Below are 24,290 nucleotides of genomic sequence, written 5' to 3' on the forward strand. Positions count from 1 at the left end.
ATCCATGTCTAGAATTCCTATACTCCCACAATAAACTATATTCATTTTGTGAGTGTAATGATATACTCTACCATACAACAAAAGGCTATGATTATGCTCATCTAATCTTAGTTCTCCCATATGAAAAATCAAAATGACGCAAAATTCATAGAGAAATCACCTCGTTATTTAACGCAGATGCTATACAATAGAAGCAATAGTTATTGCATAGTGGGCACGGGAACAGCCTCCGAAAAGGGTTCAGATAAAACACATAGAAACCGGCCTGCGTCCAATCGCTGACAACGAAGAGCAACCGGGAATGTATGGCAAAACAATATACTGTACTCAACCACTTTTCGTACGTATAAGAGATAGTAGATAGATGATCATTGTAACCATGGTCCGTCAATGCAGACGATAATACTAGAAAAGGCAACGAAGCAAAGGAGCAAACAAGTATGGCAGATAAACGGGGAGACCACACCCTCTACGAACAGGTCATGGCTACCATTAAAAGCGAACGAATCAATTTCGTTAATCTGGAATTCACCGATGTTGTCGGCGTGGCAAAGTGTGTCACGATTCCAGCGGAACAGTTTGCAGATTGTGTGCGGCACGGCAAATGGTTTGATGGGTCCGCACTTGAGAATATTGCCCGGGTGGCCGAAAGCGATATGTACCTGTATCCAGATCTCGCTACCTTTTCCATTCTACCGGGTCACGTACGCCCCCCATCAGGTACACGAAAAAATGACATTCATAATGATGGTGATAATGTTATAGCCCGTGTTATTTGCGATGTACGCGAACCAGACGGCGAACGCTTCGAGGGTGATCCACGTGCTGCCTTATTCCATGTTCTGGAACTGGCAAAGGAGATGGGCTTCAAATACCAGGTCGCTCCTGAACTCGAATTCTTCCTACTGCGTTTTGATGACAAAAAACCCATGCCCCTGCAGGATGATCCAGGCAGCTATTTTGATCTTTCTACACAAACGACAATCAATATTCGCAGTGAAATGGTCCATGCTCTGCAAAGTATGGGGATGAAGATCGAGGGGAGCCATCACGAAGTCGCCTCTGGCCAGCATGAGATTGATTTTGATACCGGCGATGCGCTCCGCATGGCGGACAATCTATTGACGGCTAAATATGTTATCAAGGCCATTGCGGCCCAGCATCAACTTTACGCCACCTTCCTGCCTAAACCCTTTTATCGCATCAATGGATCAGGATTACATATCCATCAACAGCTGCTGCATCGTGACACCGGCCAGAACGCCTTTATCGATGACCATAGTGAATACGGCCTGTCGGAAATTGGACGCGGTTTTATTGCAGGACAACTGGCACATGCGCGTTCAATGTGTGCCATCCTTGCCCCACTGGTCAACTCCTACAAACGTCTGGTACGTGGCTATGAAGCTCCAGTCTTCATTAACTGGGGACGCGTCAATCGGCAAGCACTGATCCGGGTACCTCGTCCAGGGACCGATCCGCAAGCATCCATGCGCATCGAATTGCGCTGTACTGATCCCAGTTGTAATCCTCATCTCGCTCTGGCAGTGATGCTACGCGCAGGACTGGACGGCATCCAGCGCAAGTTAACGCTGCCGCCAGCCATGGATGAGACAATCTTCCTGCAAGATGATAGCGAACGCCTGCGCCCGCGCTCCCGTCTCTTACCAGCTACCCTGGGTGAGGCACTGGATAGTATGCGCGAAGATAGTCTGATCCGCGATGTATTGGGTGATACGATCTACGAAGGCTTCATGGATGCCAAAAGCATTGAATGGACCGAATATCGCCAGCAAGTCCATCAATGGGAAATTGAGCGTTATCTGGCTCAGTTCTAAACCCAGTTTTAACTGTGCTGAGAGGCTACAGCGGTTGGGCCGCAGGGACGCGCCCAACCGCTGTAGCCCTATCCATAGCCAGTGTATACACTTGCTCATGGGCATCCAGCATACGTTTGAGTGAAAAATTAGCTACGACATGGGCTCGACAGGCGCTCCGCTCGATAGTTGCCAACCGGGCTACGGCGGCGGCGGCCTGTGCGCAGTCCCCAGCGGGAATCAAAAATCCCGTCTGCTGATCGCGGATAACCTCGGTCACGGCTCCACGCTGGAAGGCGATCACGGGCGTGCCTGCAGCCATGGCTTCAACGGGCGTCAGGCCAAAGGGTTCGTCCCAGGCAATCGGAAAAAGTAAGCCTTGCGCCTGCCCCATCAGTTGCCAGAGCGTTGGATGGTCAAGCTGACCAAGATAGTGAATGCGCCCCTGCCCGACTTCCAGGCGTGGGACAATGCGTTCGCTATAATAAGACTGATCATAAATGCCGCCAGCCAGCAATAGTTGACGCCCGGCCTGCTCGGCGATCTCAATCGCCTCCTCGACTCCTTTCTCTGGCGTGATCCGGCCAGCGAATAGGAGCGGAGCATCGTCGGCTACCTGTAGCACAAAGGGAATGGCATCCAGATCCAGGCCATTGTAGATGATATGATCGAAGGTGGTATAGGATGCATAATCGCGTGCGCAGGCTTGCGAGACGGTGATCAAGGTGAATGGATGTTGCTGACGCTGTAGAATCCCTAGGACTGCATTAATCTCTGGCGAGACGGCTGGCAGATGAATGGTATGCAGTACCGGAAGCGTGGTGAGCAGGGCACTGGCAGTAAAGCAGGGCCAGTCAAAGGCGTGAGCATGCAGGATATCAAATTCACTGGCACGCTGGCGCAGCTGTAAAAAGAGCTCAAAAAAGACATTCGCCTGGATCATAAATCCTGGATCAGCGGATTGGGCGGTACCGGGCTCGGAGAAGCGTGAGGGAATCACGCTGTCAGGTACTACAACCGGCTCGATCTTAACGCCAGGAATAGATGAACCTTCGCGTGCAAACAATGTCACCTCATGACCACGTTGAACCATACCCAGAGCCAGATCAGCCACTAACGCCTGTGAACCTCCCACAAATGGTTGCGCTATCGGAGTCACCAGTGGAGCAACCAGCGCGATCCTCATACCTGACCTGCTTTCGACACGCTCTCACGATCTCCATGGTAGGTTGCAATATTATTCTCTGTCTCATGCAACTTTACCTCATATAATAATCCTTCCGGAAAACCGCGCTCCAGGCGCTCCCAGAACTTGATTGCCAGCATCTCCGCAGTCGGGATCACCCCTTCCAACCAGGGAACATCGTAGTTGAGATGCTTATGATCCACCCAATTAACAACCTGCTCATTGGTAATCCGCTTTAAATCGGTTAAATTGATGACCATACCCGTATGCTCATTGGGCTCCCCACATACCGTCACCTCCAGGACATAGTTATGACCGTGACCATTGCCATTGGCACATTTATCATAGATGCGATAATTTTCTTCTTCAGTCAGATGATTGCTCCATAGACGATGTGCCGCACTAAAGGTGACACGCCGGGTCAGATAGACCATGATCCTATCTCCTCTATCATAATCGTAATAGTAAGCGTAGCAACCACCCTTCACGGGCAATACCGCTTCAACAAGAGGAATCTCGACGAATACGGTAGGTGCGTGCCGAGGTCGCAACCAAGGTGCGCTTGCCCATTCATCGTACGAGCATCCCGCCCATAGGCCATTCCTACCCCGACACCCATGCCGGAGAACAGTGCAGAGCGTTGGGGTGAGAGAGTCGTACGCGCAAGGGAGCATTGACCTGCGCTGCGCTCCGTGCAATGCCTACGTTTTGTTCATAATGCTCCGTATTGAAGCGGTATTGCCCGTGAAGGGTGGTTACTACGATCTACGATCCTTTCTTTTCGCTAGGCGTTAGTGAACAGCTCGATGTTGCTGCCGCTGAACATGCTTCCAGAGTCATCGGCCAGGAAGCGGATAATTTCGGCTAACTGTTCAGGGGACATGGCTGCATTCAGATGCGGGGCCGCTTGCCGCAACATCTCGGTATCAATAGCACCGGGACTGACTGCCGTGACACGAATGTTATAAGGTTTGCCTTCGACAGCCAATATTTCAGTCAAGCCTGCTACACCTGATTTTGAGACGTTATAGGCACTCATTCCGGGGAATTTCTCTACTCCTTTGACGCCTGAAAGCGAGGAAATATTGATGATTACTCCCTGCTTCTGTTCCATCATCAGCCGGAACGCGGCATGGCAGCAGAGAAAGGTACCACGCAGATTGATCCCCATCACTTGATCCCAGGTTGCGATATCCATATCGGCAAATGGCTTTACCGCTACAATAGCAGCACAATTCACCAGAATATCCACGCGACCATGCGTCTCTTTGACACGCTGAAAAAGCGCCTCGACATCTGCTTCACGTGCAACATCACCAGCCATGGCGAGGACACTTCCAGCCGATGGCGCAATGTCAGCCACCAGCTCATCTAACTGGGATTGGGTGCGGCTGAAGAGCACAAGTTGTGCTCCAGCTTGCGCGAATAAGCGGGCTGTAGCGCGGCCTACGCCGCGACCAGCACCAGTAATAATTGCTACTTTATTTTTCATGCTTGAATTATAACAGGCAACGAGCCGCAACGTGATTGCATACAACCATCTATCTACCCTGTATCCAGAGGCGGTATGGCTATGGAGAGCAAACGTCAATCTGACCTGCTCACCCGCTTAAAATACGAAATTAAAACCTTCTTGCGCATTTACTTATTCAGCTTGTTGAATTACCTATAGCTCTGATATAATGCAATGCACAGGCCTTGATAGTAAGAACACTGAATGCTAAGATTATCTTCCACATCACCGATACATATTGTATCTAACTGACCAAGCTGGCTCATGGGGGGAGTATGAATACTAACACCGTCTTGTCCGGTAATCTAAGGGATTTTGGCCTCATAGAGATTTTACAGATGGTAGAGCTCGGAGGCATGACGGGAGCGATTCATCTCAAGCAGAATACCGGCCGCATGGGCATCCTCTATTTCAATGAAGGCCTCTTAGCCAACGCAACTGAACTTGATCCAGGTGCTCTGGCCCTCGGCGACGTATTACAACAACTGGGAATGACAACGTACCAGCATATTGAAGAGGCATATGCCCAACAATTACAGGACCCATTGGGCAAGCGCATCGGTGAACGTCTGGTAATGATGAATGTGATTACAGAACAGCAGTTGCATGAAGCTCTACGCATCAAGACGTTATGGACGGCACGCGAAATTTCGCTCTGGAACGATGGTCACTATGAGTTTATCGCCAGTTCTAGTGTCCAAAAATTATTACCCTATGGCGAGGCTTCACTGGATATTGAAGTGGTGCGCGCCACGATGGAGATGGTCCGTTACAGCGATGAGTGGCAGGAATTAAGCCACATTCTTCCCCATGGCATGCGCACGATGCTACAGCTGGCACCGACAATTTCCAGTGCCATGCGCTTCGATATCCGCAGCCTGGAACTCTTTACGCATGTCAACCTCTATCGCCGCGTGCGCCGGATCGCCAGCGCCTTGCGCCGCCCGGAATTGGATGTTGCACGCGAACTTGGTCAATTAACCAAACAACACTTCCTGTTGCCTCTCTATCAAGAAGCCCCACATCTCAACGGTCGCAAAGTACGCCTGCCTGGTCCAGCAGAAAAGCTACGCATGGAAAACTTTGAGTTATTGAATCTGATCAGTCGCATGGAACAGGCCTGGGAAACCAAAAACACGCCTACCGAACAACTTTCCGCACTGGTGATGTTTATTAACTGGACCATGGATGCACTCTCCGAAACCTGCCGCACCAATGGTATAGATCTCGATGTCAATACATTACAGACACTTATGCGCAATGAAAATCTCTGGCATATGGGTAGTTATGAATTTCGAGTTGACCATAACCATATCGACATTGAGAACTTCGCAGCCTTATGTTATGAAATTCTCAATGGCGATATTAAAAAAGCCGCAGGCTTCTATGATGAAGCCTCTATGGTGCTCCAACGCTTGCTTAGTTGTATCTTTGAAATGATCAATGGGCGTGTGGCGAATCCCCGAGAACGCATCGAAAACCAGGAGGTCTGGGAGGCGATGTTCGAGCAGTTCGCCTTACAACGTGGTGATGATTAGTTGTCTCTGGCAACGATATTCCCGGTCAGTGGCACCTCTGTGCTGACGGTTTCTAGCTGCACATCATCAATCCAGACCTGGCCGGAGCCGCTGAGCGCCAGCCCAAACTGGATATAGCTGCTAATGGCAGATACATCCAGCACTATCTCATAGCGGGCCCAATCTCTGGTACCCACAATTGGACGCGCACTCATATCATCAACAGACAGATGCCCGTCTGCATTGCCGATATGCATCCATAAACCAGCGTAGCCTGTAACATTGCGCGCTTTCACATTCGCCGATAAGCGAATACGGCGCTGGCGATAGAGATCAGATGGAAGCATTTGTCCCAGCCAACTGGTCTCAGCAGTAAGGGTTGCAGTGGATTGTAGATAGGCACAGACATGACCGCGATAGGCAAATGTTGTTTCAATTTCACAGGTGTATCCCTGGGGCGTCTTCCACTGCCAGAAAGCCAGCCCGGCTTCAAAACGTAGATTGCGCGGCCCCTTCAAATTTTTTGCTGTAAGCTGACGAGGAGCTTCCACAGCAGGCTGGATGGCATTCAACAATCTGGATGGCGTTCCCTCCTGCACATGCATAACCGCATCGAAGACATCCGGTAAGCACACTGTTGCCCAGCACTGTTTTTCTAGCTGAGGCGTATAGGCTGCACCTATGAGTCTGTAACAATGGGGATTTTGTATCCATTGATAAGGAACATCCGGCAATCCTTGTAAATCAATCAGCAGGCGCGGCAGACCCACGGCGCCGAATAAGGCTTCATAACTCTGTTGCGGTGCCAGACCGACAGCAGGCGTAATGATTTTTCCGGGCTGGCTACGATCCTCAGCATTAAAGGTTCCACTGCCAAGTAACAGACAAAATGAAACCAGATCATTACCATACATTTCGTTGAGATAGGAACCAAGTGTACGTGGTTGTGCATTAGCACTGGCAGCAGCGGCATGTCCATTATGCGTCCAGATACATATTCTGGCCTCATACTCATACTGTGCCAGATGCCAGGCAACATTCTCTGCCATGGAGCGACTGCGCAATGAAAAGTCATGCCGAGAATACATTTCTTCCGCCTGCAAGACAATTTGTGCGCATTGGAGAGCATAGGCAAATGCCTCATGAGATGAGGATTTCTCATAGGTCGCCCGCCGCTCCACCAATAGATCATGAACCCGTTGCAATTGCGACCAGCATGTTTGCTTAACCTGGATGGTCTCGTTACTATACAGTTCCAGATCATCGGTATATTCGCCGAAAGCTTGATAGAGGTCAGTGATTTCACTCACTGCATCCGCATCCACATAACCGATATAATTCAGCACGTTGATCATAGCTAAAGTGCACGATTGCATATCCAGACCAAGCAATTGCAAGGCAGGCTTCTCACCCCGCTGCTTATTATACTCCCGCATCCACTCAATCACATCCAACATCTCCTGCGTCTTCCAGGTCCAGGATAACAAACCGTTGAGGAGTTCTTTAGGATCTCCTTCACCCGTTAAAACATAGTGATTAACGCATTCCACCTCACACAGACCATCCTCAATTGCCAGCAACGTAAACCCTTGTTCCCGCACCAGAAATTCCAGGCAACGATGCTTGAGCATAAAAAACTCGTGATTTCCACGAGTCGCTTCTCCAAATGCTACGATATGAGCATCACCTACAATATTCGCCAGTGGTTGCAGATCGCGATAATTTCCACCAGGCATACTATTTTTCAGCCGCAGCGCGCTTTCTTTCAACAACTCAATCACATCTTCCAACTGTATAACGTGCTGTCGTTGCATATATCTCATCCTTGTTAAGCTATGGAACAGCTACTATGATATATACGCCGGGAAGTCTGTATTTGTTCTATCAACCTTCTTGTATATATTCTTTCTGCTATTGCAAAAACCGGAAAATATATTTGCCAATAGAGAGGAATCATGATGGAGAAATGTAGGTGCGTGCCGAGGTCGCAACCGAGGTGCGCTTTCCCGTGAATCGTACGATTCAAGCCCCGAAGCCCTGTATCCATTTCCCTGGGATCGAGAGATGATGGAAGATGTAGGCACGAAGCGCAAGCGCAGGTCCGTGCAATGCCTACGTTTTTTCTCATACATCCTCTTATTTAAACGGTATTGCCCGTGAAGGGTGGCTACTACGGAGGGACGATGCACGCAACCTCACCGTAAAGGATGAGGTTGCGTGCATCGTATGTTGGGGTTAGTGCTTGCGATGGGTAGGATAGGAGATGAAGACGCTTTTGACTTCACTGAACTCGTTGACGGCGTCCGCGCCCAATTCGCGATGGCCGTTGCCGCTGTTCTTCAGGCCACCGAAGGGAAGCTGGATCTCAGAACCAGTGGTAGCAGCATTGATATACACCAGACCGGATTCAATATCCCGCATGGCTCGAAAAGCGAGACGTGCATCATCAGTAAAGATACCAGTCGAAAGGCCATATTCAGTAGAGTTCGCGACCGCAATCGCCTCTTCATAGGAGTCAACGGGAAGCAGGGAGAGAAAAGGACCAAAGACCTCTTCGCGCGCAATACGCATCTCGGAATGTACATCACCAAAGATGGTGGGCTGGTAAAATGCGCCTTCCGCATAGGAATCATCGGTCAGAGCATTTCCGCCTGTCAGCAGGCGTGCACCCTCCTGTTGTCCAATCTGTGTGTATTCATGGATCGCCCTGATACGACCGCGATTGACGACAGGACCAACCTGCGTCTGACTATCCAGGCCATCACCAATGCGCAATTGCTCGGCAGCAGCCACCAGACGATCTATAAAGGGCTTATAGACTGCCCCATGCACAATGACACGACTGGTCGCAGTACAACGCTGTCCAGCCGTTCCAAAGGCACCAAGCGTAATGTTGTTAACGGCCAGATCGAGATCAGCATCATCCATCACAATCACAGCGTTTTTGCCACCCAGTTCCAGGGCGCAACGGCGTAAATCACGCCCGCATAGTTCAGCGACACGGCGTCCCACCTCATTTGAACCCGTCAAAGAGATCATATTGATGCGCTTATGACTGGCCAGCGCATCACCAAGGGAGCCACCGGGGCCAGTAAGCACATTTAATACGCCCGCAGGTAATCCAGCCTCGTGCAGGATCTCTGCCAGTTTCAAGCTCGATAAGGGGGTATCGCTGGCCGGTTTGAGCACCACCGCGTTACCTGCCAATAATGCCGGGAAGGTCTTCCAGGCAGGAATCGCCATCGGAAAATTCCAGGGCGTGATAATACCCACAATGCCCAGTGGATGCCGCAATGTCAGACACATTTTATCAGGTAAAGCCGAAGGGATGGTTTCGCCTTCCGCGCGACGACCCTCGCTAGCGACAAATTTCGCTACATCGATCGCCGTCTGCACATCGCCACGGGTCTCATTCAGAATCTTCCCCATTTCGCGCGTCATCAAGCGTGCCAGTTCTTCTTTACGCTGCTCTAACAAGAGAGCTGTACGCAACAGGATATCCCCACGCCCTGGTGCAGGGGTGGCAGCCCAGGCACGTTGAGCCTGCGCAGCAGCCTCAACCGCATCCTCAAGATCCGCGACATTCGACAATTGGAAATGTCCAACAATCTCTTGCGTATGCGCTGGATTAGTACTGGCGAATGTTTCACCACTCTGCGAGTCACGCCATTGCCCGCCAATAAAATTCTGATAGGTGGAGGGTTGGATAGAGGATGCTGCTTGTGCCATAAATATCTCCCACTTGCTTTTGTGAAATTTGTAAATTCTAAGAACTATCAAACCATACGTTCACACCTTGTTATTATATCAGAGCTACATCCCCATCGTAGAATCTACCCTTCACGGGCAATACCGCTTCAATAAAGAGAAGCAGTATTGCCCGTGAAGGGTAGATTCTACAGGCTATACAAATAGAAACGAGAGAATAATCAAATGATTATTCTCTCGTTTCTATTTGTATCTATATGCTATTAGACGCTTTCGACGGTTGGGCCGCTACTGGCCGGAGGAGTTGGAGGTGCAGGGGTCTCCTCGCTAACAGCCGGTGCGGCTGGCTCTTCGTAGTCTCCATCTTGCGCCGGGCGCTTGAACACGTAGTATGCGGAGTTGGAGGTCAGTGGTTGTACGCTGACAAGTTCCCAACTATCGCGACCAACACTGTTAAAATAACGACGTACAAATGCACTGCGCCGCTCATTCCCGATCAGGGTCTCTTCGCCTTCACAAGAAATGCGTCCACGATAGTCAACATAGACGACTTTGTATGCCCATTGTCCCATCGTATGATCCCTCCTCTACCGCTAAAAAATTTGTGCATGCTTTGAGTCGTCCACCAGTATGACGCCATCCATATCATATCCGATGCTATGCCCACAGACAGTTCGGGTATGCTGTGCGTGATCGTCATGCCTCGCCCACAGACGCTACACACATCTTCAAACCGTCTCCGAACGCTAAGGTCAACGCCGGGTTCCACAATCAGCGCATCGCTTATCGCTGGGCATCATACCAATGGTTCCTCTACACAGTCATAGTATAGTTGCGTATCGTCCCTGGCGTACCGCTATTTCCACCAGTTTTTTAAGCAGAGCAAACTACCTGTATCTCTCCTGTCTATTTCTACAGGTATCCCTGCCACGCGAAACAGCACATATCTTTGATGCATACACACGAACAGAATTTAACAGACCCTACAAACAAGATCACAACGTCATACACACACACGCACAACAAGAATCCGACAAATTACGTCTTGCATTCCAACAATCCGAGCAGTATAACGTAATAAGCATAGAGGTTTTCTGGACAGTGCGATGCTGCATCAATGCCATCGCCACATACCAGATAGGATAGGAATAGTAGAGACAAGAGATCAAAGGGGGGGCGACATGGCAGAGCGTCACTTATCACTCTCTGAGGCCCAGGAGCAATTTACGGCATTGCCCCAACTCTTTCAACAAGAGCAAGATCCGATTATTGTCACACAGAACGATCAACACGTCATGGCAATTTTGCCCATTCATCAGTATGCCCATATGCGTGAAACAATTGAAACGCTCAGTCAGACTCTCGAAATTCTCTCGAATGAGAAGTTTATGGCCTCGTTTCGACTGGCACAAAGGGGTATGAAAACCGATATATTGACTTCTCTAGAGCAAATCAAACAGGAATTAGGCTGGGAGGACGAAGAGCACGATCAACCATGAACGTGATGGGCATCTCTGCCCATCAACCTTGCTCAGATGCCCTCTTCTGGGCATCTTCAATCAGATCGACAATCGCCTGTAGCTTCTTTTGTGTATGCTGTACATTCCGTTTGTTGCGCTCATAACCATCGGGCGCCAATTGTTTGAACCAACTCTGAATATCTTCGTCAGAAATGTCATACCACTTGGCATCGGCTTGCAGGCGCAGGTAGACGCGCATCTGAGGATCTTGCTGCTTACGTACAGCCTTGCCGGGTACGCCAGTTGCACCAGTCACTCCCGCGCTCTCTTGCTCATCCTCAGCGACAGCCTCGGCTAACTCACTGGCTGGATGCAACTCATTATAAAGCGCCTCAACATCGCTGGCCCGAAAAAATACATCGCGACCAACACCACTGCGAGCCTTCAGACGTCCTTCTTTGATCCAACCTTCCAGTGTGATCCGATCAACTCCCAGACGCCGGGCCGCATCACCGGCATCAATAAACGCAAAACGTCCAGTACCAGGTTTACCCACCATGACGTTATCACTCCTCTTTACTTTATGCTACTTTCTCTTCAATCTGCATTATATCCTATTCCAGTGTGCCTTTGTTCTCTAATAAAACAGGCACTTTAGGAGTTCTTTACTGCTAAGTAGCCTGAGACTTGTATAGACATTTGGAAATATGCTATGCTTACAAACAAGTCAAAATTGTTTTAACTTTGTTATCGCAAAGAATAATAATTTAATAAGTTTAGGCCATAAGGAAGAGTAAGACATGTGTAAGAGGATGCGTTGGTCATGGCTTAGTGTATTTACGCGTGCACCCTTTGCCCTACGAATAGGAGTTTGTCTCTCAATGTTTCTCGGTAGCGCAATCTTTTACTTTCTCACCTTTGAAAAAATACGCAATAGCTATGTTTTGCTGCTTCCTATGCTGGTATGCACGGTCGCTTTTCACAAGAAAGGGGCCCTGGTCTGCTTTGTTAGCACATTCACAATTATGTTCTGCCACATGCTTCTCTTCCATAGCAACCATCCTGACATAAGTATGGTACTAGTAGTCTTTGTGTTTATTCTAAATATACTGGTGCTTGCGGCAGTTGGTATAGGCATGATTTCCTTGCGCACAAAATATATAGCATCTCTAGCAGAAACAAAATATATAGCATCTCTAGCAGAAACAAAAGATACAGGCATAACAGGTATAACAGCAGATATAGCAATGACGCCAGCCGCTATCGAGGCTGAACAGGGTGAACTTGAACGTCAGATGGCTCTGGTTCAGGATCAGTTCCGCCAGTTACAGGAGACACAGGAACAGTTTGTCTCGAATATGAATCATGAGTTGCGTACCCCACTTACGGCCGTCTATGGATATTTTGGACTGCTTCAATATATCTTTGAGAAAAATGGTACGCTCGAATACGAATCTCATGCAAGCTATATGCGCAACGCGGTGCAATATTGTGAAGATCTCTGCTCTATTGTAAACAATATCTTGAAGAATATGGATATCGATCACCAGCAGCAACCTATCCCAGGCGAGGAATGTTCTCTCGCTCAGATGATACAAGAACTTTGTAGCTCAGGTGACCTGGACACATCCGAACAGCAACGTCTTCAGATTCAGCTTCCTGCACACGATCTGATGGCTTACACTGATAGCTCATGTCTGCGCCATGTGCTACAACAACTCATCTCAAATGCATTCAAATACACGCCGGAGGCATCACCAGTGATGATAAGCGCCACAGCTTATGACGATGCCATGGATTACATCTGCATCAGCGTCACTGATAGAGGTCCTGGCATTCCACCCGCAGAACAGGATCGTATTTTTGAGCAGTTTGTACGTCTCAAACGCGATATTGCCGGGACAGTACAGGGAGCGGGATTGGGACTGACAACCTGTAAGCATTTAATTGAAAGTATGCAGGGGAAGATCTGGGTGGAGAGTACAGGAATTATGGGTGAAGGGAGCAGCTTCCGTTTTATCCTGCCACGGACTGCTTCAGTCAGGAAACAGCCCGTACCAGGCATACAAGATATACAAGGCATACCAGAGATCAACCGCGTGCCCTCTCAGGCACTGCGTTGACGATAGAACATCAAGAGTGTGCTGCCATAACGGCGCTCATCGGTTAATGCAAAATTGTGACATTCCACAGCTGCAACACCGGGGCGCTCTTTCGGATGGATCTGTACGATGATCAGTGTCTCACCTGTTAATAGCGTTGAGCTATCCAGCAATTGCAAGGCTCGCGCTGCCATCTCTTCATATTGAGGAGGAGCGACATAAATAATGTCATACACGCGCTGCTGGCCCGGCAAAGGGGCAGGAAAATAGGAACGCTTCTCACGCTCACGCTCACGCGCCAGTACGGATGCAGATGACTGGTGTTGCTGGTGGGATAATAAGAACTTAAATGAATCCGCTTGTAATGCCTCTGCACGATTGGTCATGCCAGTGATCTGTAAATTCTCACGTACCAGCTTTACGATCTGGGGACTCATCTCAATAAATGTCGCCCGGGCAGCGCCACGGCTCAATGCTTCAATTCCCACGCCTCCCGTACCTGCGAATAGATCCAGAAAACGGACATCGCTAATTTCAAACGCGAGAATATCAAACAGGGCCGTCTTCACACGGTCCATGATTGGACGTGTCCCAATCGTTTTCGGTGACTTTAATTTCTTGCCTTTAGCCTCGCCGGTAACTACACGCATAACGTTCCTCCTATAGCACTTCTAGAACAGCTTCCACCTGTTTCATAAAATCATCCTCTAGTTTGGCCCAGGAGATCAACGCCTCTGCCTGATCAACTTTCAGCTTCTTGGGTGTCTGAATATTCCAGACACCACTAATCAGTTTGTTCAGCTCCTGCTCACTGATTTGAGAAAGTACTACATTGCCAAGCACCTGTAAACGTTGTGGACTGACAATGGTCGGACCCTGCGATTCGCGCAATGAGTTGACTTTGTTGCGTGCCCGCTCTAATTCCTGCTCACTAAACTCATCACCCAGCATCGGCAAATCATCCAATTCATCGAAGCTGGTCACGTCATCAGCAGGGCGTCCCAGTTCCTCGTCAGCGATCTCTTCATCAAAGCCAACACTGGGACGGCGCACGCGCATCTCAATAATGGGTGAATCTGGTTCAGGACGCACTATATGGGGTAATGCACTCGTCGGCTGGCGTCTGGGCAGTTCCTCACCCGACATGGCATCCTCTCCATTACTTCGTTTCGGTACCTGTAGTGAGGCGGGAGCGGGTCCTACCTGTCCCACTTTTTCTTTAAGCAGCTCTAACGCATCCCGCAGATTGATACCTGTAGTGAGAGAACGAACATTCAACATTTCCATCGCCTGCTTCGGCGTCAAATCTAGATTATCTTTAATATACTGGATAAATTGTGGCAATGGTATGTTGCTGCCCGGCTCACTGGATGGCAAATTTAAGCCGCTACCATGACGGGCCTGTGTCTGTGAAGTATTGGCAGGCACGTTGTGATAATTATCAATACTCTGACCTGCGGACGCTTCTTCCTGCACATCCCCGGTGGGAGCGGCGGGTTGGGTTGCCGTCTGAGGAGCAGCCAATGCTGCGGAACGATTACCGCGTTGTATAGCCGTTGCCTGTGCTGGCGTGGTGCGTGTGTTTACTGCTGGCTGGGGAGCGGAGGAACGTCCATTCTTTGATCCCGACTGTTGAGTCTGGCTGGTACCAGAGGGAACGCGCTGATCCATATGGGCTGCTAATTGCTGCATTCCCACTTCAGCCTCACGAATCAAAGCAGCACGCTCTTCGACACTCGCCCCGATAGGGACAGGAACACTCATCTCCAGCGTCTGCGTACGACCATCCCTGATGGTATATTGGGTCGCGTAACGCAACCAGATATATGGTCCGGACCCTTCTTGTATCTTCCTGCTGCCATCCATGGGCGCACTCACCTACTTTCTTCATACAGTGCTGCTCATCAAACGTCTACCGGTGTTCGTGTCATCAGAACACGTTGCACGCATACAGATAAAACGCATGCATGGGCTTCAAATAACAGAACATGGCGACACATTTTGCTGGCATGCGATACAGCCAGTAAAGCACATTTGCTCATCTAACTGAAGAGCATAAGCTCGATTGTAACCAGTATATCTTCATTATATCAAAAACACCCTCCAGGTACATCCCCAACAGGCCTGAAAGTTGTGGCAAGAACTATCGTGGCGACGAAAGTGTCCGATACATTATCTCATACAGTTGTATATCTTGATTAATACCCGGATATAAGGTATGGTACTATCGTAAAATACTCTCTTGTGGATGAGTGAGGAAAACGGCTATTCATCAAACATAGCACGCTTTTTCATAAAGTGACAGGCCCTCGTAATTCGTACATTCTTGTCCCACCGATGTAGATCTCATAGGAAGCATGAGATTTATGGTGCGAGAAAGTTGAGATGAGCGATCTTATGATACCAGCACCAACTCAACCGCCACCAACGCAGATAGTACCGGCAGCACCTCAAATAGAGACTCCCAATGAAGAACGGCCAAAGGTTGCGCTGACACCGGCGCGCAGAAGGCCAGGACAAACTCCACTTGCCCGGACGATTAAAGCTATTTTTCGTCCTGTCTTTAAAATACTCTACTACATCATCAGTTGGATTCGGACCCACAAGCTCGTCTCGTTACTCGCACTGGCACTGTTAATCGGAAGCATCGTGGCAACATCTTATTTTGTGGGCAATAATGCTCCTCTGGCTTCGCAGGATAGTATGAAAAGCTCGGTCCAGAAAAATACTCAGATCAGTCCTGATGTGCAAAACTGGTTGCTGGGACTCCGCGATGGCAAGCTGAATACTATGCTTGAAGTTGAGAAGGCGATGAGTACGGTGCATCGCCCACCGGATAGCTCACTTTATGTGCTGCAATTTAGCGAAAAATACAATCAGGTGAAATGGACCAATGTGAGCGTGACCAGTATCAATGCTGCCCCTGATGGCATGATAGACACATTCATTGAAACTGATCTTACAGTGACCAGCACAAGTAGTACCAGCACATCAACCGCCCCGACCAGATTAATCGTGCTCTGGCACTTTACCACGTTAGCCAATGGTCAAATCTATTTGATCGATTATGTGTCGGCACGGAGCGCATAACAGAACAGAACAGAACAGAACAGAACAGAACAGAACAGAACAGAACAGAACAGAACAGAACAGAACAGAACAGAACATCAGAATACGAAAATTGCAACCTCTGATGGCGCTGAAAAACCAATAACTTCATCGCTCACTCTACACATACTCATAGAAGCAGGCACTATGCAGAAGGGATAGATGCAGTGGCAACAAATACAACCAATACAAAACGGCCACGCAGTAGTCTGGATAAGTCAATCGATCTGGGTATGGACCAGTTTGGCCGCTTCTTACGACGAGCCTGGATCTGGCTTGCCCTGCTCGCGCTGGTTATCTGGTTCTTTGCCTCAGGTACGACGGTGGCAGGTATTGATCCTATCACGGCTGTGGGTCTTTTGCTGCAAATTATGTTTGCCATCTTCTTTGTGCTCGTACAATTTATCGCGATTTTCTGGTTTCTAGGAAGACCCCGTCTCTACTGGGTGATGCCCGGTGAAACAGGTGTAACCTTCGAGGACTATAAAGGGAATCCAGAGGTGCTTGAGTCGGCACGGCGCATTGTCACGCTACTCCAGGGGGTCAAAGAATTCCAGCAGATGGGCGGAAATCCTATTCGCGGTTTGCTCCTTTCTGGACCGCCGGGAACCGGGAAGAGCTATCTGGCACAATGTATGAGTACTGAGGCCGGGGTACCCTTTGCCTATGCCAGTGCATCCAGTTTTAAAGCTATGTTCATGGGTATGGATGTACTGATGATCAGCAATCTCTATCGCAAAGCACGCCGCCTGGCACGCGAATACGGTGGTTGCGTGGTGTTTATGGATGAAATTGATGCAATTGGCACGGCACGCGGCGCAAACGGTCCCACGATGGGCATGGGCGGTGGCATGATGGGCGGAATGATGGGTGGCGGCACAGGTGGGCTCAATCAGCTCTTGATGGAGATGGACCCACCAAACATCGAGACAGGTTGGTTTAAGAAGATCCTGCGTACGCTTGGCCTGACGCATGGCCGCGTACAAAACGAGCCGGTTCTGACCGTCGGAGCGACGAACCTGCCTGAAGCCCTCGATCAAGCTCTACTGCGGCCCGGGCGCTTTGATCGTCAGATCCATATTGCGGCCCCAACTGATAAATATCGTCCCGAAGTGATTGAGTATTATCTCCATAAGATTGAGCATGAGCCAGACATCTCTATCAGCGCGCTTTCCGCACGGCTGGTCAACTATACACCGGTCGCCATTAAGCACGTTATCAATGAAGCGACTATCATTGCCCACTTTGAAGGCCGTCAAAAGGTTACCTACAAAGATCTGATTGAGGCCCAGGATGTACATGAGTATGGCCTGCGCCAATCGAGCGAACTGACAGAGATTGAACGCCGCCGTCTGGCCTATCATGAAGCCGGACACACGGTCGCCAGTTACTATCTGATGGATCGCTACTTCCCGGCCTATGTGACGATCCATATGCGGGGGGATGTGGAAGGTGCCGCTGCCTTTGCCCATCCACGACCAAAAGAAACGGTGATCACGCATAACCGGGAAGATATCCTGGCTCGTATACAGGTCTCACTGGCCTCACGGGCCGCTGAAGAACTCTTCTTGAATACCAAACTCAGTGGTGTGACAGGAGATTTCCAGAGCGCGACACAACAGGCAGCCCTCTATATCGGTGCCTACGGCATGGATAATACCCTGGCCTCGATTCTGGCAATGCAGAGTACCAATGGAGCCCTCGGCAATATACCACGCTTCTCAGAGCGCGTCGAAAGTTTGCTTCAATCGCAGCTTAATGCTGTCAAGCAACTCTTCCTTGAACATAGCGAGGCGCTGATCGCGGTCGCCGAAGCACTGATCGAAAAGGACGAGTTAGTCACGGAAGAAATCAAAACGTTGATCGATAATGCGGATGCACGGCGCGTGGCGCAGAACCTCTTTGGCGAGCTCACCCCTTTACCGAGTATCGACAGTGGTCAGAATAGCAACGGCAATAGCGAGCATAATACGAGCAATGGACGTGCACAGGGAACAGGCCATCTGGCTGAACCACATATCCTGAACAATACACTGCCTGATGGGACACTACAGTTCCCGATGTCCTCGCTGAATGGGTCCGGTTTTATAGAAACATTTGATTATCCAGACAATCCTGAATCACCTGCCCTATAAAGAGCACGAGCGTCAGAAAAAGCGAGGTATCCAGCCGTTGGATACCTCGCTTTTTCCTATCCGATAGGTAAATAGAGTCTTCGCTCCCTGATTACTTGAATAATATGACTTTCTTTGCTACTGTGATAGCAGATGAAAACGACCCTATCGGACAATGTAACAGGATGTTCCCCTGGTAGAATAGAGGAGATTGTTTTACAACCATGAGCACAGTGCTATCAAATGCGGCCAGTACGCATGAACCAACCCCACCTGGCATCACTACACAGCAGAAATTCTTGCTCGCGGCTGGTCTGGTGCTGCTTTTTATTGTAGCCCTGCTGATGCGTTTGCATACTCTAGGTGTACAATTCGACCGCGATTCCTACGATGAAGGGGTATACTGGCAGACACTGCGCTCGCTTGGCGCAGGCTATGGACTGTATAAGACAACCTTTTATTCACAGCCCCCCTTATTTTTGCTCTCGGTCTTCCCAACCTATCTCCTGTTTGGACAAACCATCTGGGCTGCCCGTCTGGGGATCGCCCTGCTTTCACTACTGGGCTTGCTCGGTATCTTTCTAGCTGGCTTCGCGTTGCGCCGCTGGACAGGAGGCTTTGCCGCCCTGATCCTGCTGCTGCTCAGTCCCATTTACCTCTCGGCCTCGCAAACCCTGGAAGCTGAAGGTCCGCAGATAACTTACTCGATCCTGGCTGTGGCCTTTGCCTATCTGTGGTGGGAAAATCCCAATGGCTGGCGGGGCAATCTTTATGCGGCCCTCAGCACTCTTACTCTTACCCTGAGCCTCTTCAGCAAATTATTTGCCGTCGCCACTTTTGTGCCCATTACGCTGCTCGCCCTGGCGCATATCTGGCGCATTAGCAAACAGCCTGGCGATACACGCTGGCGCTCGGCCCGCTCCCTTATGGTCGGCCTCGTTGTATTGATTGCCGTGTCTGTCTTGATCATGCTCCCTTATCTTAACTCGCTTTCCGCCTTCTGGTCGCAGGTCGTTTCATTTCACAACGCAGCTAAAGTCGTTAGTCATCAGGGTGGAAACCTTGGACTGATCGCGCGCTTCTTGCTCTCACCTCTGGGTGCCGCAGCGCTCTATGGAACAGTGATAGCCTGCCTCAAGAAAGACTGGCGTGTCATTCCTCTGCTCGCCTGGGCGGGCGTATCAGCGCTCCTGCTCTGGCAACAACAACCCTTATTTCAACATCATTTTGTGATTATTGTGCCGCCGTTGATCGCTTTGGCCGTCATGGGATTGGGAAGTCTGCCACGCAATAAAGCTCAATGGATGCAACGCCCCACACTGCTCACTGGTATGAGCCTGCTCCTCATGCTCATTACATTAGCCCTCGGAGCCTATCAAATCCGAGGAAATTATAATCAACTGCAAGCGCAAGATCTTACTGGCAGCACCAGAGGTTCTTTGCGGGTCGCGCAGGATCTTCGACAGGCCGTCGCCCCCGATGCGTTTGTGATTACAGACGGGCAATTTATCGCTGGCCTGGCCGCGCGAAATACCCCCCCCGACCTGGTTGATACCTCCAGTGTCCGTATTAATACGCACTATGTTACCGGCCAGCAGCTTATTCAAAGCGCCTCACAATCCAAAGTCCAGGCCGTCCTCTTCTATACCGGGCGCCTCACTCATCCAGCTCTGGCGGATTTTCGAACCTGGGTCAAACAACACTTTCGTGAGGTGCACCACTATGGCAATGGCAGTTCATTATGGGTTAAGATATAGCAAAGAGTGTTTTTAGCATTGATGAATTCCCAAAGGGGGTAGCGATATGCAAAAGAAGAAAACTTTTAGTACGGTAGAATTAGCCCTGGTTGGAGTACTCGTAGGATCACTCCTGCTCTCCTTCCTTCAGGCCCGCCGTGAAGAAAAAAAACAGTGAAGAGAAGAAAAACAGCTTTCTTGCTGGCAAGAAAGCTGTTTTTCTTCTCTTCTGACCCTATTTAGTGCATGTTATTTTTGAGTTCGCGCACGAAACCGATGGCTCCTTCTTTCCAGGTCATGCGCTGGGTGTGTCTGGCCTGCTGGCGCTGTTTGATAATGAAATCAAGCACTATATCGCGTTTCATCGCTTCCAGACGTTGAATATCATAGATGGTACGTCTGGTGACATCGCTCAAGACGGCATAAGCCTCATTGATTTGTTTGATGCGACGATCTCCCACTTGCCTGTTTAGATCTGGATGATAGATGCGTGCCAGGCGTCGATATGCTTGCTTGATATCGGCGAGAGTCGCTGTACTCTCAATCTCTAGAATGGCATAATAATCTGGTAGAGCCATAAGCTAATCACCTGTACTTCCGAAGCCCCCGCGCCCCTTTCCAACGTGCTCCACTTCATTCCATTCAAAACGTCCAATGGGAAGAAAAATACCTTGCGCGACCCGCTCGCCACGCAAGACTGTGACCGGCTCGTCACGAAAGTTATAGACGGAAACCATTAATTCGTCTCCGTCCCCACAATAATCCTGATCAATCACACCCACTCCATTCGGCATTAAGAGTCCTTTGCGACGCGCGGTACTGCTGCGCATCGTCAGGAGCAACATATAGCCGGGAGGGGTTTCTACGATCAAATTACTGGGGAGCAAGGCCAGCCCGCGTGGCGCGACCTCAGTATCTACTCGACAGAGCAGATCAAATCCAACAGATCCGACCGTTGCATAGGTAGGCAACGGCAGTTCGGAATCAATTCTTTTTATATTTATCGTGAGAGGTTGTGTTGAAACGTCCATATAGGGTATATTCTAGAGAATAGAAAGTGCCACGTCAAGGGATAATTCAGGGGTTCATTTTGTAACCATGCAAACAGAAGAAATGCCAAGAAAAACCATTCAACAACGCTTCATCTTGATTAGTTTTTGTCTGCTACTGGCAATTATCGCAGCAGGAATCGCGACCAATGCCACGATCCACGAGGTCCAAACCGTCCACCAACAACAGATAATGGTCGGTCAGGGTGATGTGCGACTGATTCGCCAATGGATGACCATTCCTTATGTCGCGCATGTCTATCGTGTTCCCAGTAATCTCATCTATACATCCTTGCAGCTCAAAGAGGACGCAGTGACACGCCATTGTACCCTTCAGGTTGTTGCTTTCCAGCGCAAACAGCCGGTGGATGTCGTTATCCACCGAATACAATCATCTATTCTATCCTACCATAAAAAACATCCATTCAAACCGTATCCCACCCCGACAACAGATAGAGGGGGGCAACGAAATATTTGAGCACACTACTTCCATTGATTTTAACCTGGCTGCAAATCTACGGATATCCAGCGCTGTGGGTATGCGTCTGCATTGCAGCCATTGGTTTACCGCTCCCTATTGGATTGCTACTTCTAGCTACCGGTGCATTCGCGGCCCTCGGCGACTTCAATGTAATCCTGCTCTTCATTACCACACTCACTGCATCCGTCTGTGGCGATAGTATCGGTTATCTGATTGGTCGTAAACTGGGATCGCGTATTATCGACTGGCTCAGCACACAAAAACGCATCCGCTTTATCTCTCCCAAAGTTGTAGTTCGTTCACAGGAGTATTTTCAACGTCGTGGCATCTGGGCCATCTTTTTGAGCCGTTGCCTTGTGCCTGCGTTGGGAGGCTCTATCAATATTTTAGCAGGAGCCGAACGCTATCCCTATCGCAAATTTCTGCTCGCGGATGCCCTGGGAGAAACTATAGGCATTATGCCTTCTCTAATTCTAGGCTTTGCCTTTGGCACAAGCTGGGAAGAAATCAATAATTTAATGACCACAGCCTCAATCCTGTTATTTTTATTACTCATTGCCGTCTATCTGGTCGTCCTATTGGTACGCACCCTCCGCCGTATGCAAGCGGCACGGGCACAAACAGAGATAACAGCGGAAACAGAGCCGAAAAAGTTACAGTCATTGGAGGTTATGAAGGTCACGGTGAACGCCAAAAAAAGTTAGCAAGAAGAAAATTCAAATAATGACTCTATTTCTTGCCACTTTAAGAAGGGTTCAAACGTATAAAAATACAGATGGATTACATCCCTGTTAGGTTTTCCTAAGAAAATGACGCCAAATCCAGGCCATTGGGACTAGAATGAAAGGGTGACTTGCGTTATAATTGAGGTAGGGATCTCGTTCCCTGACTCACTGGCAACGATATTGTCTTATCCACTGGTTGGCAATTATCGGTGGCATTGTATGCGCTCCGCACAGCGTTAGCAGAAAGAGGCATGGTGTGCCATAAGAATGAGGAATAAAATTCGCTCGGGCGATGTTTCTACCAGTAGAGACAAGATGCATGTCATTGATTTTCCTCCCACTCGGTTCGGACAGAAGGGTCCGGTGAAGGCTCGCTTTCTCTGAGTGTTGGACCAAACTGACTACGAACAGATATCTTGCTGCTTAGGATATACTACTTTTCATGGAGGGCGCACAATGATAGACACAAAGCGTGCCATGACGGGAACAACGCTTACCTTACATAAATCGCATAATGCAGATCTAGAGAAGCCTTACGACATTGTCGAAAAGTTGCTGACCAAAGATCTTGACTATACATCAGAGGATGATGTGGAAGTTGACACTGGCAAAGACGATCATGAGTTGGATGACGATTTGAACGGAGTGGATACAGGTTCACTCGATATCGAGACCGGACCATTGGAATTAGAAGATTTAGTTGATTCCGAAATCCATGACGGAGCCACAACTTCTGATCTGGAAGTCGATGCAACGATCACAACTCCTACTAGCCATGCTGATGAAGAGACACCGGCCCGCCGTACCGCTGCGCGCCGTCGCCGCTCCGAAGATCAGGATGATAATCAAGTAAATTCTGCCGATGCCGGTGAATCCGACGCGGTGATGACCTATTTGCGTGAAATCGGTCGCGTTCCTATGATTTCCCATGAACGCGAGGTTGAACTGGCGCAACGCATCGAATCTGGTGATCGCGATGCAATGAAGCAGTTTATCCTGGCAAATCTACGCTTAGTGGTCAGCATTGCCAAACGCTATGTTGGTCGCGGCCTGACTTTGCTCGATCTTATTCAAGAAGGCAATATTGGTCTCATTCGTGCGGTACAACGCTACGATTGGCGTCGCGGACATCGCTTCTCGACCCATGCAACCTGGTGGATTCGCCAGGCAATCAGTCGAGCTGTGGCAGATAAAGGACGCACGATCCGCCTTCCCGTCTATGTAAACACCGCCTTGAACCGTATCCGTCGCGAACGTCAGCGCCTCTTGCAGGAACTTGGTCGCGAACCAACCGAGATGGAGTTAGCCGAAGCAACAGGACTTGATCCTATTCGCATGGTAGAGCTTCAGTCAGCTCCCGGAGCCCCTGTTTCTCTTGAGCTACCAGTCGGCGAAGATGAGGAGCAGGAATTAGGTGATGTGCTGGCAGATACCGAGTCCTCATCTCCAGAAGAACTGGCTACCACTCAGACATTAAAGGATGAGGTGCAACGCGTGCTCGAATCGGTGCTGACGCCCCGTGAACAGTTGGTATTACAGTTGCGCTTTGGTCTTGGAAATGGACAAGCCCATCCGCTAGAGCAAGTTGGTCGCGAACTGGGAATTACGCGTGAGCGTGTTCGTCAGATCGAGGCTGGCGCGCTGGCCAAACTCAGACAGCCACCTGTGTTGGAACGCCTACGGAGCTAAATCAAACGGCGTAACAAGAAAAGCTTTTGAGACCCAGGTTTATCCGAGAGGGTGTGCTTCAATGAAGCACATCCTCTCGGATAAA

General features: G+C 49.5%; 21 protein-coding genes. 10 read left to right on the forward strand and 11 right to left on the reverse strand.

Annotated features, from left to right (window positions below):
* The first annotated feature begins 440 nt into the window (after window positions 1-440).
* Entirely contained in the window at window positions 441-1,838 is a 1,398-nt protein-coding gene (locus F1593_RS05145) for a glutamine synthetase family protein (RefSeq protein ID WP_149400476.1), read from the forward strand.
* Between the two features lie 25 nt (window positions 1,839-1,863).
* On the opposite strand, the gene F1593_RS05150 is transcribed toward F1593_RS05145, so the two are convergent.
* The 3 genes from F1593_RS05150 to F1593_RS05160 form a co-directional block, all read right to left on the reverse strand.
* Complete coding sequence (locus F1593_RS05150; protein ID WP_149400477.1) at window positions 1,864-3,003, reverse strand: glycosyltransferase; 1,140 nt, start codon at window positions 3,001-3,003, stop codon at window positions 1,864-1,866.
* Window positions 3,000-3,437 (reverse strand): 6-carboxytetrahydropterin synthase, encoded by a 438-nt coding sequence (locus F1593_RS05155; RefSeq protein ID WP_149400478.1) that lies wholly within the window; start codon window positions 3,435-3,437, stop codon window positions 3,000-3,002. The genes F1593_RS05150 and F1593_RS05155 overlap by 4 nt, the downstream gene beginning before the upstream one ends.
* Before the next feature lie 350 nt (window positions 3,438-3,787).
* Complete coding sequence (locus tag F1593_RS05160) at window positions 3,788-4,495, reverse strand: SDR family NAD(P)-dependent oxidoreductase (protein WP_149400479.1); 708 nt, start codon at window positions 4,493-4,495, stop codon at window positions 3,788-3,790.
* A gap of 296 nt (window positions 4,496-4,791) precedes the next feature.
* Between F1593_RS05160 and F1593_RS05165 the strand changes: the two genes are divergently transcribed.
* A complete protein-coding gene (locus F1593_RS05165) occupies window positions 4,792-6,054 on the forward strand; it encodes a DUF4388 domain-containing protein (protein WP_149400480.1) in 1,263 nt (420 codons plus the stop codon).
* On the opposite strand, the gene F1593_RS05170 is transcribed toward F1593_RS05165, so the two are convergent.
* From F1593_RS05170 to F1593_RS05180, 3 genes are all read right to left on the reverse strand, one after another.
* Complete coding sequence (locus F1593_RS05170; RefSeq protein ID WP_172631873.1) at window positions 6,051-7,847, reverse strand: erythromycin esterase family protein; 1,797 nt, start codon at window positions 7,845-7,847, stop codon at window positions 6,051-6,053. The two genes, F1593_RS05165 and F1593_RS05170, sit on opposite strands and share 4 nt — an antisense overlap.
* Window positions 7,848-8,268: 421 nt before the next feature.
* Window positions 8,269-9,762 carry an aldehyde dehydrogenase family protein gene (locus tag F1593_RS05175; protein ID WP_149400482.1) on the reverse strand — a complete coding sequence of 498 codons (1,494 nt, stop codon included), beginning with the start codon at window positions 9,760-9,762 and terminating at the stop codon, window positions 8,269-8,271.
* Window positions 9,763-10,004: 242 nt separating this feature from the next.
* On the reverse strand, window positions 10,005-10,313 hold the full coding sequence (locus F1593_RS05180; RefSeq protein WP_149400483.1) for a hypothetical protein: 309 nt from the start codon (window positions 10,311-10,313) through the stop codon (window positions 10,005-10,007).
* Between the two features lie 609 nt (window positions 10,314-10,922).
* Here F1593_RS05180 and F1593_RS05185 point away from each other — a divergent pair.
* Window positions 10,923-11,240, forward strand: coding sequence for a type II toxin-antitoxin system Phd/YefM family antitoxin (locus tag F1593_RS05185; RefSeq protein ID WP_172631874.1), 318 nt, complete (start codon window positions 10,923-10,925; stop codon window positions 11,238-11,240).
* A 22-nt stretch (window positions 11,241-11,262) separates the two neighbouring features.
* On the opposite strand, the gene F1593_RS05190 is transcribed toward F1593_RS05185, so the two are convergent.
* On the reverse strand, window positions 11,263-11,760 hold the full coding sequence (locus tag F1593_RS05190; protein WP_149400485.1) for a helix-turn-helix domain-containing protein: 498 nt from the start codon (window positions 11,758-11,760) through the stop codon (window positions 11,263-11,265).
* Between the two features lie 688 nt (window positions 11,761-12,448).
* On the opposite strand from F1593_RS05190, the gene F1593_RS05195 reads away from it, so the two are divergent.
* Window positions 12,449-13,324 carry a sensor histidine kinase gene (locus F1593_RS05195; protein ID WP_172631875.1) on the forward strand — a complete coding sequence of 292 codons (876 nt, stop codon included), beginning with the start codon at window positions 12,449-12,451 and terminating at the stop codon, window positions 13,322-13,324.
* On the opposite strand, the gene F1593_RS05200 is transcribed toward F1593_RS05195, so the two are convergent.
* Window positions 13,309-13,953, reverse strand: a complete 645-nt coding sequence (locus F1593_RS05200; protein ID WP_149400487.1) for an RsmD family RNA methyltransferase — start codon at window positions 13,951-13,953, stop codon at window positions 13,309-13,311. The two genes, F1593_RS05195 and F1593_RS05200, sit on opposite strands and share 16 nt — an antisense overlap.
* A 10-nt stretch (window positions 13,954-13,963) precedes the next feature.
* On the reverse strand, window positions 13,964-15,181 hold the full coding sequence (locus F1593_RS05205; protein WP_149400488.1) for a hypothetical protein: 1,218 nt from the start codon (window positions 15,179-15,181) through the stop codon (window positions 13,964-13,966).
* A gap of 507 nt (window positions 15,182-15,688) precedes the next feature.
* On the opposite strand from F1593_RS05205, the gene F1593_RS05210 reads away from it, so the two are divergent.
* The 3 genes from F1593_RS05210 to F1593_RS05220 all read left to right on the forward strand — a co-directional run bounded on the left by F1593_RS05210 (window position 15,689) and on the right by F1593_RS05220 (window position 20,282).
* The gene (locus tag F1593_RS05210) at window positions 15,689-16,393 is read left to right on the forward strand and encodes a hypothetical protein (protein WP_149400489.1); all 705 of its coding nucleotides are present in this window, start codon (window positions 15,689-15,691) and stop codon (window positions 16,391-16,393) included.
* A gap of 185 nt (window positions 16,394-16,578) precedes the next feature.
* The gene (locus F1593_RS05215) at window positions 16,579-18,546 is read left to right on the forward strand and encodes an AAA family ATPase (RefSeq protein ID WP_149400490.1); all 1,968 of its coding nucleotides are present in this window, start codon (window positions 16,579-16,581) and stop codon (window positions 18,544-18,546) included.
* Between the two features lie 203 nt (window positions 18,547-18,749).
* Window positions 18,750-20,282, forward strand: coding sequence for a glycosyltransferase family 39 protein (locus F1593_RS05220; protein ID WP_149400491.1), 1,533 nt, complete (start codon window positions 18,750-18,752; stop codon window positions 20,280-20,282).
* Between the two features lie 218 nt (window positions 20,283-20,500).
* Here F1593_RS05220 and F1593_RS05225 read toward each other — a convergent pair whose 3' ends face one another.
* Together F1593_RS05225 and dut are read right to left on the reverse strand one after the other, a co-directional pair.
* Window positions 20,501-20,839: a DnaJ domain-containing protein gene (locus F1593_RS05225; RefSeq protein ID WP_149400492.1), complete on the reverse strand. Its 339-nt coding sequence runs from the start codon at window positions 20,837-20,839 to the stop codon at window positions 20,501-20,503.
* A gap of 3 nt (window positions 20,840-20,842) precedes the next feature.
* Window positions 20,843-21,292: a dUTP diphosphatase gene (gene dut / locus F1593_RS05230; RefSeq protein WP_149400493.1), complete on the reverse strand. Its 450-nt coding sequence runs from the start codon at window positions 21,290-21,292 to the stop codon at window positions 20,843-20,845.
* A gap of 67 nt (window positions 21,293-21,359) precedes the next feature.
* On the opposite strand from dut, the gene F1593_RS05235 reads away from it, so the two are divergent.
* The 3 genes from F1593_RS05235 to F1593_RS05245 all read left to right on the forward strand — a co-directional run bounded on the left by F1593_RS05235 (window position 21,360) and on the right by F1593_RS05245 (window position 24,205).
* Window positions 21,360-21,788 carry a hypothetical protein gene (locus F1593_RS05235; protein ID WP_149400494.1) on the forward strand — a complete coding sequence of 143 codons (429 nt, stop codon included), beginning with the start codon at window positions 21,360-21,362 and terminating at the stop codon, window positions 21,786-21,788.
* On the forward strand, window positions 21,785-22,495 hold the full coding sequence (locus F1593_RS05240) for a DedA family protein (RefSeq protein ID WP_149400495.1): 711 nt from the start codon (window positions 21,785-21,787) through the stop codon (window positions 22,493-22,495). Before F1593_RS05235 ends, F1593_RS05240 begins: the two co-directional genes overlap by 4 nt.
* Window positions 22,496-22,972: 477 nt before the next feature.
* Window positions 22,973-24,205 carry a sigma-70 family RNA polymerase sigma factor gene (locus F1593_RS05245; protein WP_149400496.1) on the forward strand — a complete coding sequence of 411 codons (1,233 nt, stop codon included), beginning with the start codon at window positions 22,973-22,975 and terminating at the stop codon, window positions 24,203-24,205.
* The last annotated feature ends 85 nt before the right edge of the window (window positions 24,206-24,290 follow it).

Origin of the sequence: Dictyobacter arantiisoli (assembly GCF_008326305.1) — a bacterium.
Taxonomy (GTDB): Bacteria; Chloroflexota; Ktedonobacteria; order Ktedonobacterales; family Ktedonobacteraceae; genus Dictyobacter; species Dictyobacter arantiisoli.

Bases quoted from the DNA above. Each gene is read 5' to 3' on its own strand.
- F1593_RS05235 (WP_149400494.1), top strand. From the start codon at position 21,360: ATGCAAACAGAAGAAATGCCAAGAAAAACCATTCAACAACGCTTCATC.
- F1593_RS05160 (WP_149400479.1), bottom strand. From the start codon at position 4,495: ATGAAAAATAAAGTAGCAATTATTACTGGTGCTGGTCGCGGCGTAGGC.
- F1593_RS05175 (WP_149400482.1), bottom strand. From the start codon at position 9,762: ATGGCACAAGCAGCATCCTCTATCCAACCCTCCACCTATCAGAATTTT.
- F1593_RS05170 (WP_172631873.1), bottom strand. From the start codon at position 7,847: ATGCAACGACAGCACGTTATACAGTTGGAAGATGTGATTGAGTTGTTG.
- F1593_RS05195 (WP_172631875.1), top strand. From the start codon at position 12,449: ATGACGCCAGCCGCTATCGAGGCTGAACAGGGTGAACTTGAACGTCAG.
- F1593_RS05145 (WP_149400476.1), top strand. From the start codon at position 441: ATGGCAGATAAACGGGGAGACCACACCCTCTACGAACAGGTCATGGCT.
- F1593_RS05165 (WP_149400480.1), top strand. From the start codon at position 4,792: ATGAATACTAACACCGTCTTGTCCGGTAATCTAAGGGATTTTGGCCTC.
- F1593_RS05190 (WP_149400485.1), bottom strand. From the start codon at position 11,760: ATGGTGGGTAAACCTGGTACTGGACGTTTTGCGTTTATTGATGCCGGT.
- dut (WP_149400493.1), bottom strand. From the start codon at position 21,292: ATGGACGTTTCAACACAACCTCTCACGATAAATATAAAAAGAATTGAT.
- F1593_RS05150 (WP_149400477.1), bottom strand. From the start codon at position 3,003: ATGAGGATCGCGCTGGTTGCTCCACTGGTGACTCCGATAGCGCAACCA.
- F1593_RS05220 (WP_149400491.1), top strand. From the start codon at position 18,750: ATGAGCACAGTGCTATCAAATGCGGCCAGTACGCATGAACCAACCCCA.
- F1593_RS05200 (WP_149400487.1), bottom strand. From the start codon at position 13,953: ATGCGTGTAGTTACCGGCGAGGCTAAAGGCAAGAAATTAAAGTCACCG.
- F1593_RS05225 (WP_149400492.1), bottom strand. From the start codon at position 20,839: ATGGCTCTACCAGATTATTATGCCATTCTAGAGATTGAGAGTACAGCG.
- F1593_RS05155 (WP_149400478.1), bottom strand. From the start codon at position 3,437: ATGGTCTATCTGACCCGGCGTGTCACCTTTAGTGCGGCACATCGTCTA.
- F1593_RS05180 (WP_149400483.1), bottom strand. From the start codon at position 10,313: ATGGGACAATGGGCATACAAAGTCGTCTATGTTGACTATCGTGGACGC.
- F1593_RS05245 (WP_149400496.1), top strand. From the start codon at position 22,973: ATGATAGACACAAAGCGTGCCATGACGGGAACAACGCTTACCTTACAT.
- F1593_RS05185 (WP_172631874.1), top strand. From the start codon at position 10,923: ATGGCAGAGCGTCACTTATCACTCTCTGAGGCCCAGGAGCAATTTACG.
- F1593_RS05210 (WP_149400489.1), top strand. From the start codon at position 15,689: ATGAGCGATCTTATGATACCAGCACCAACTCAACCGCCACCAACGCAG.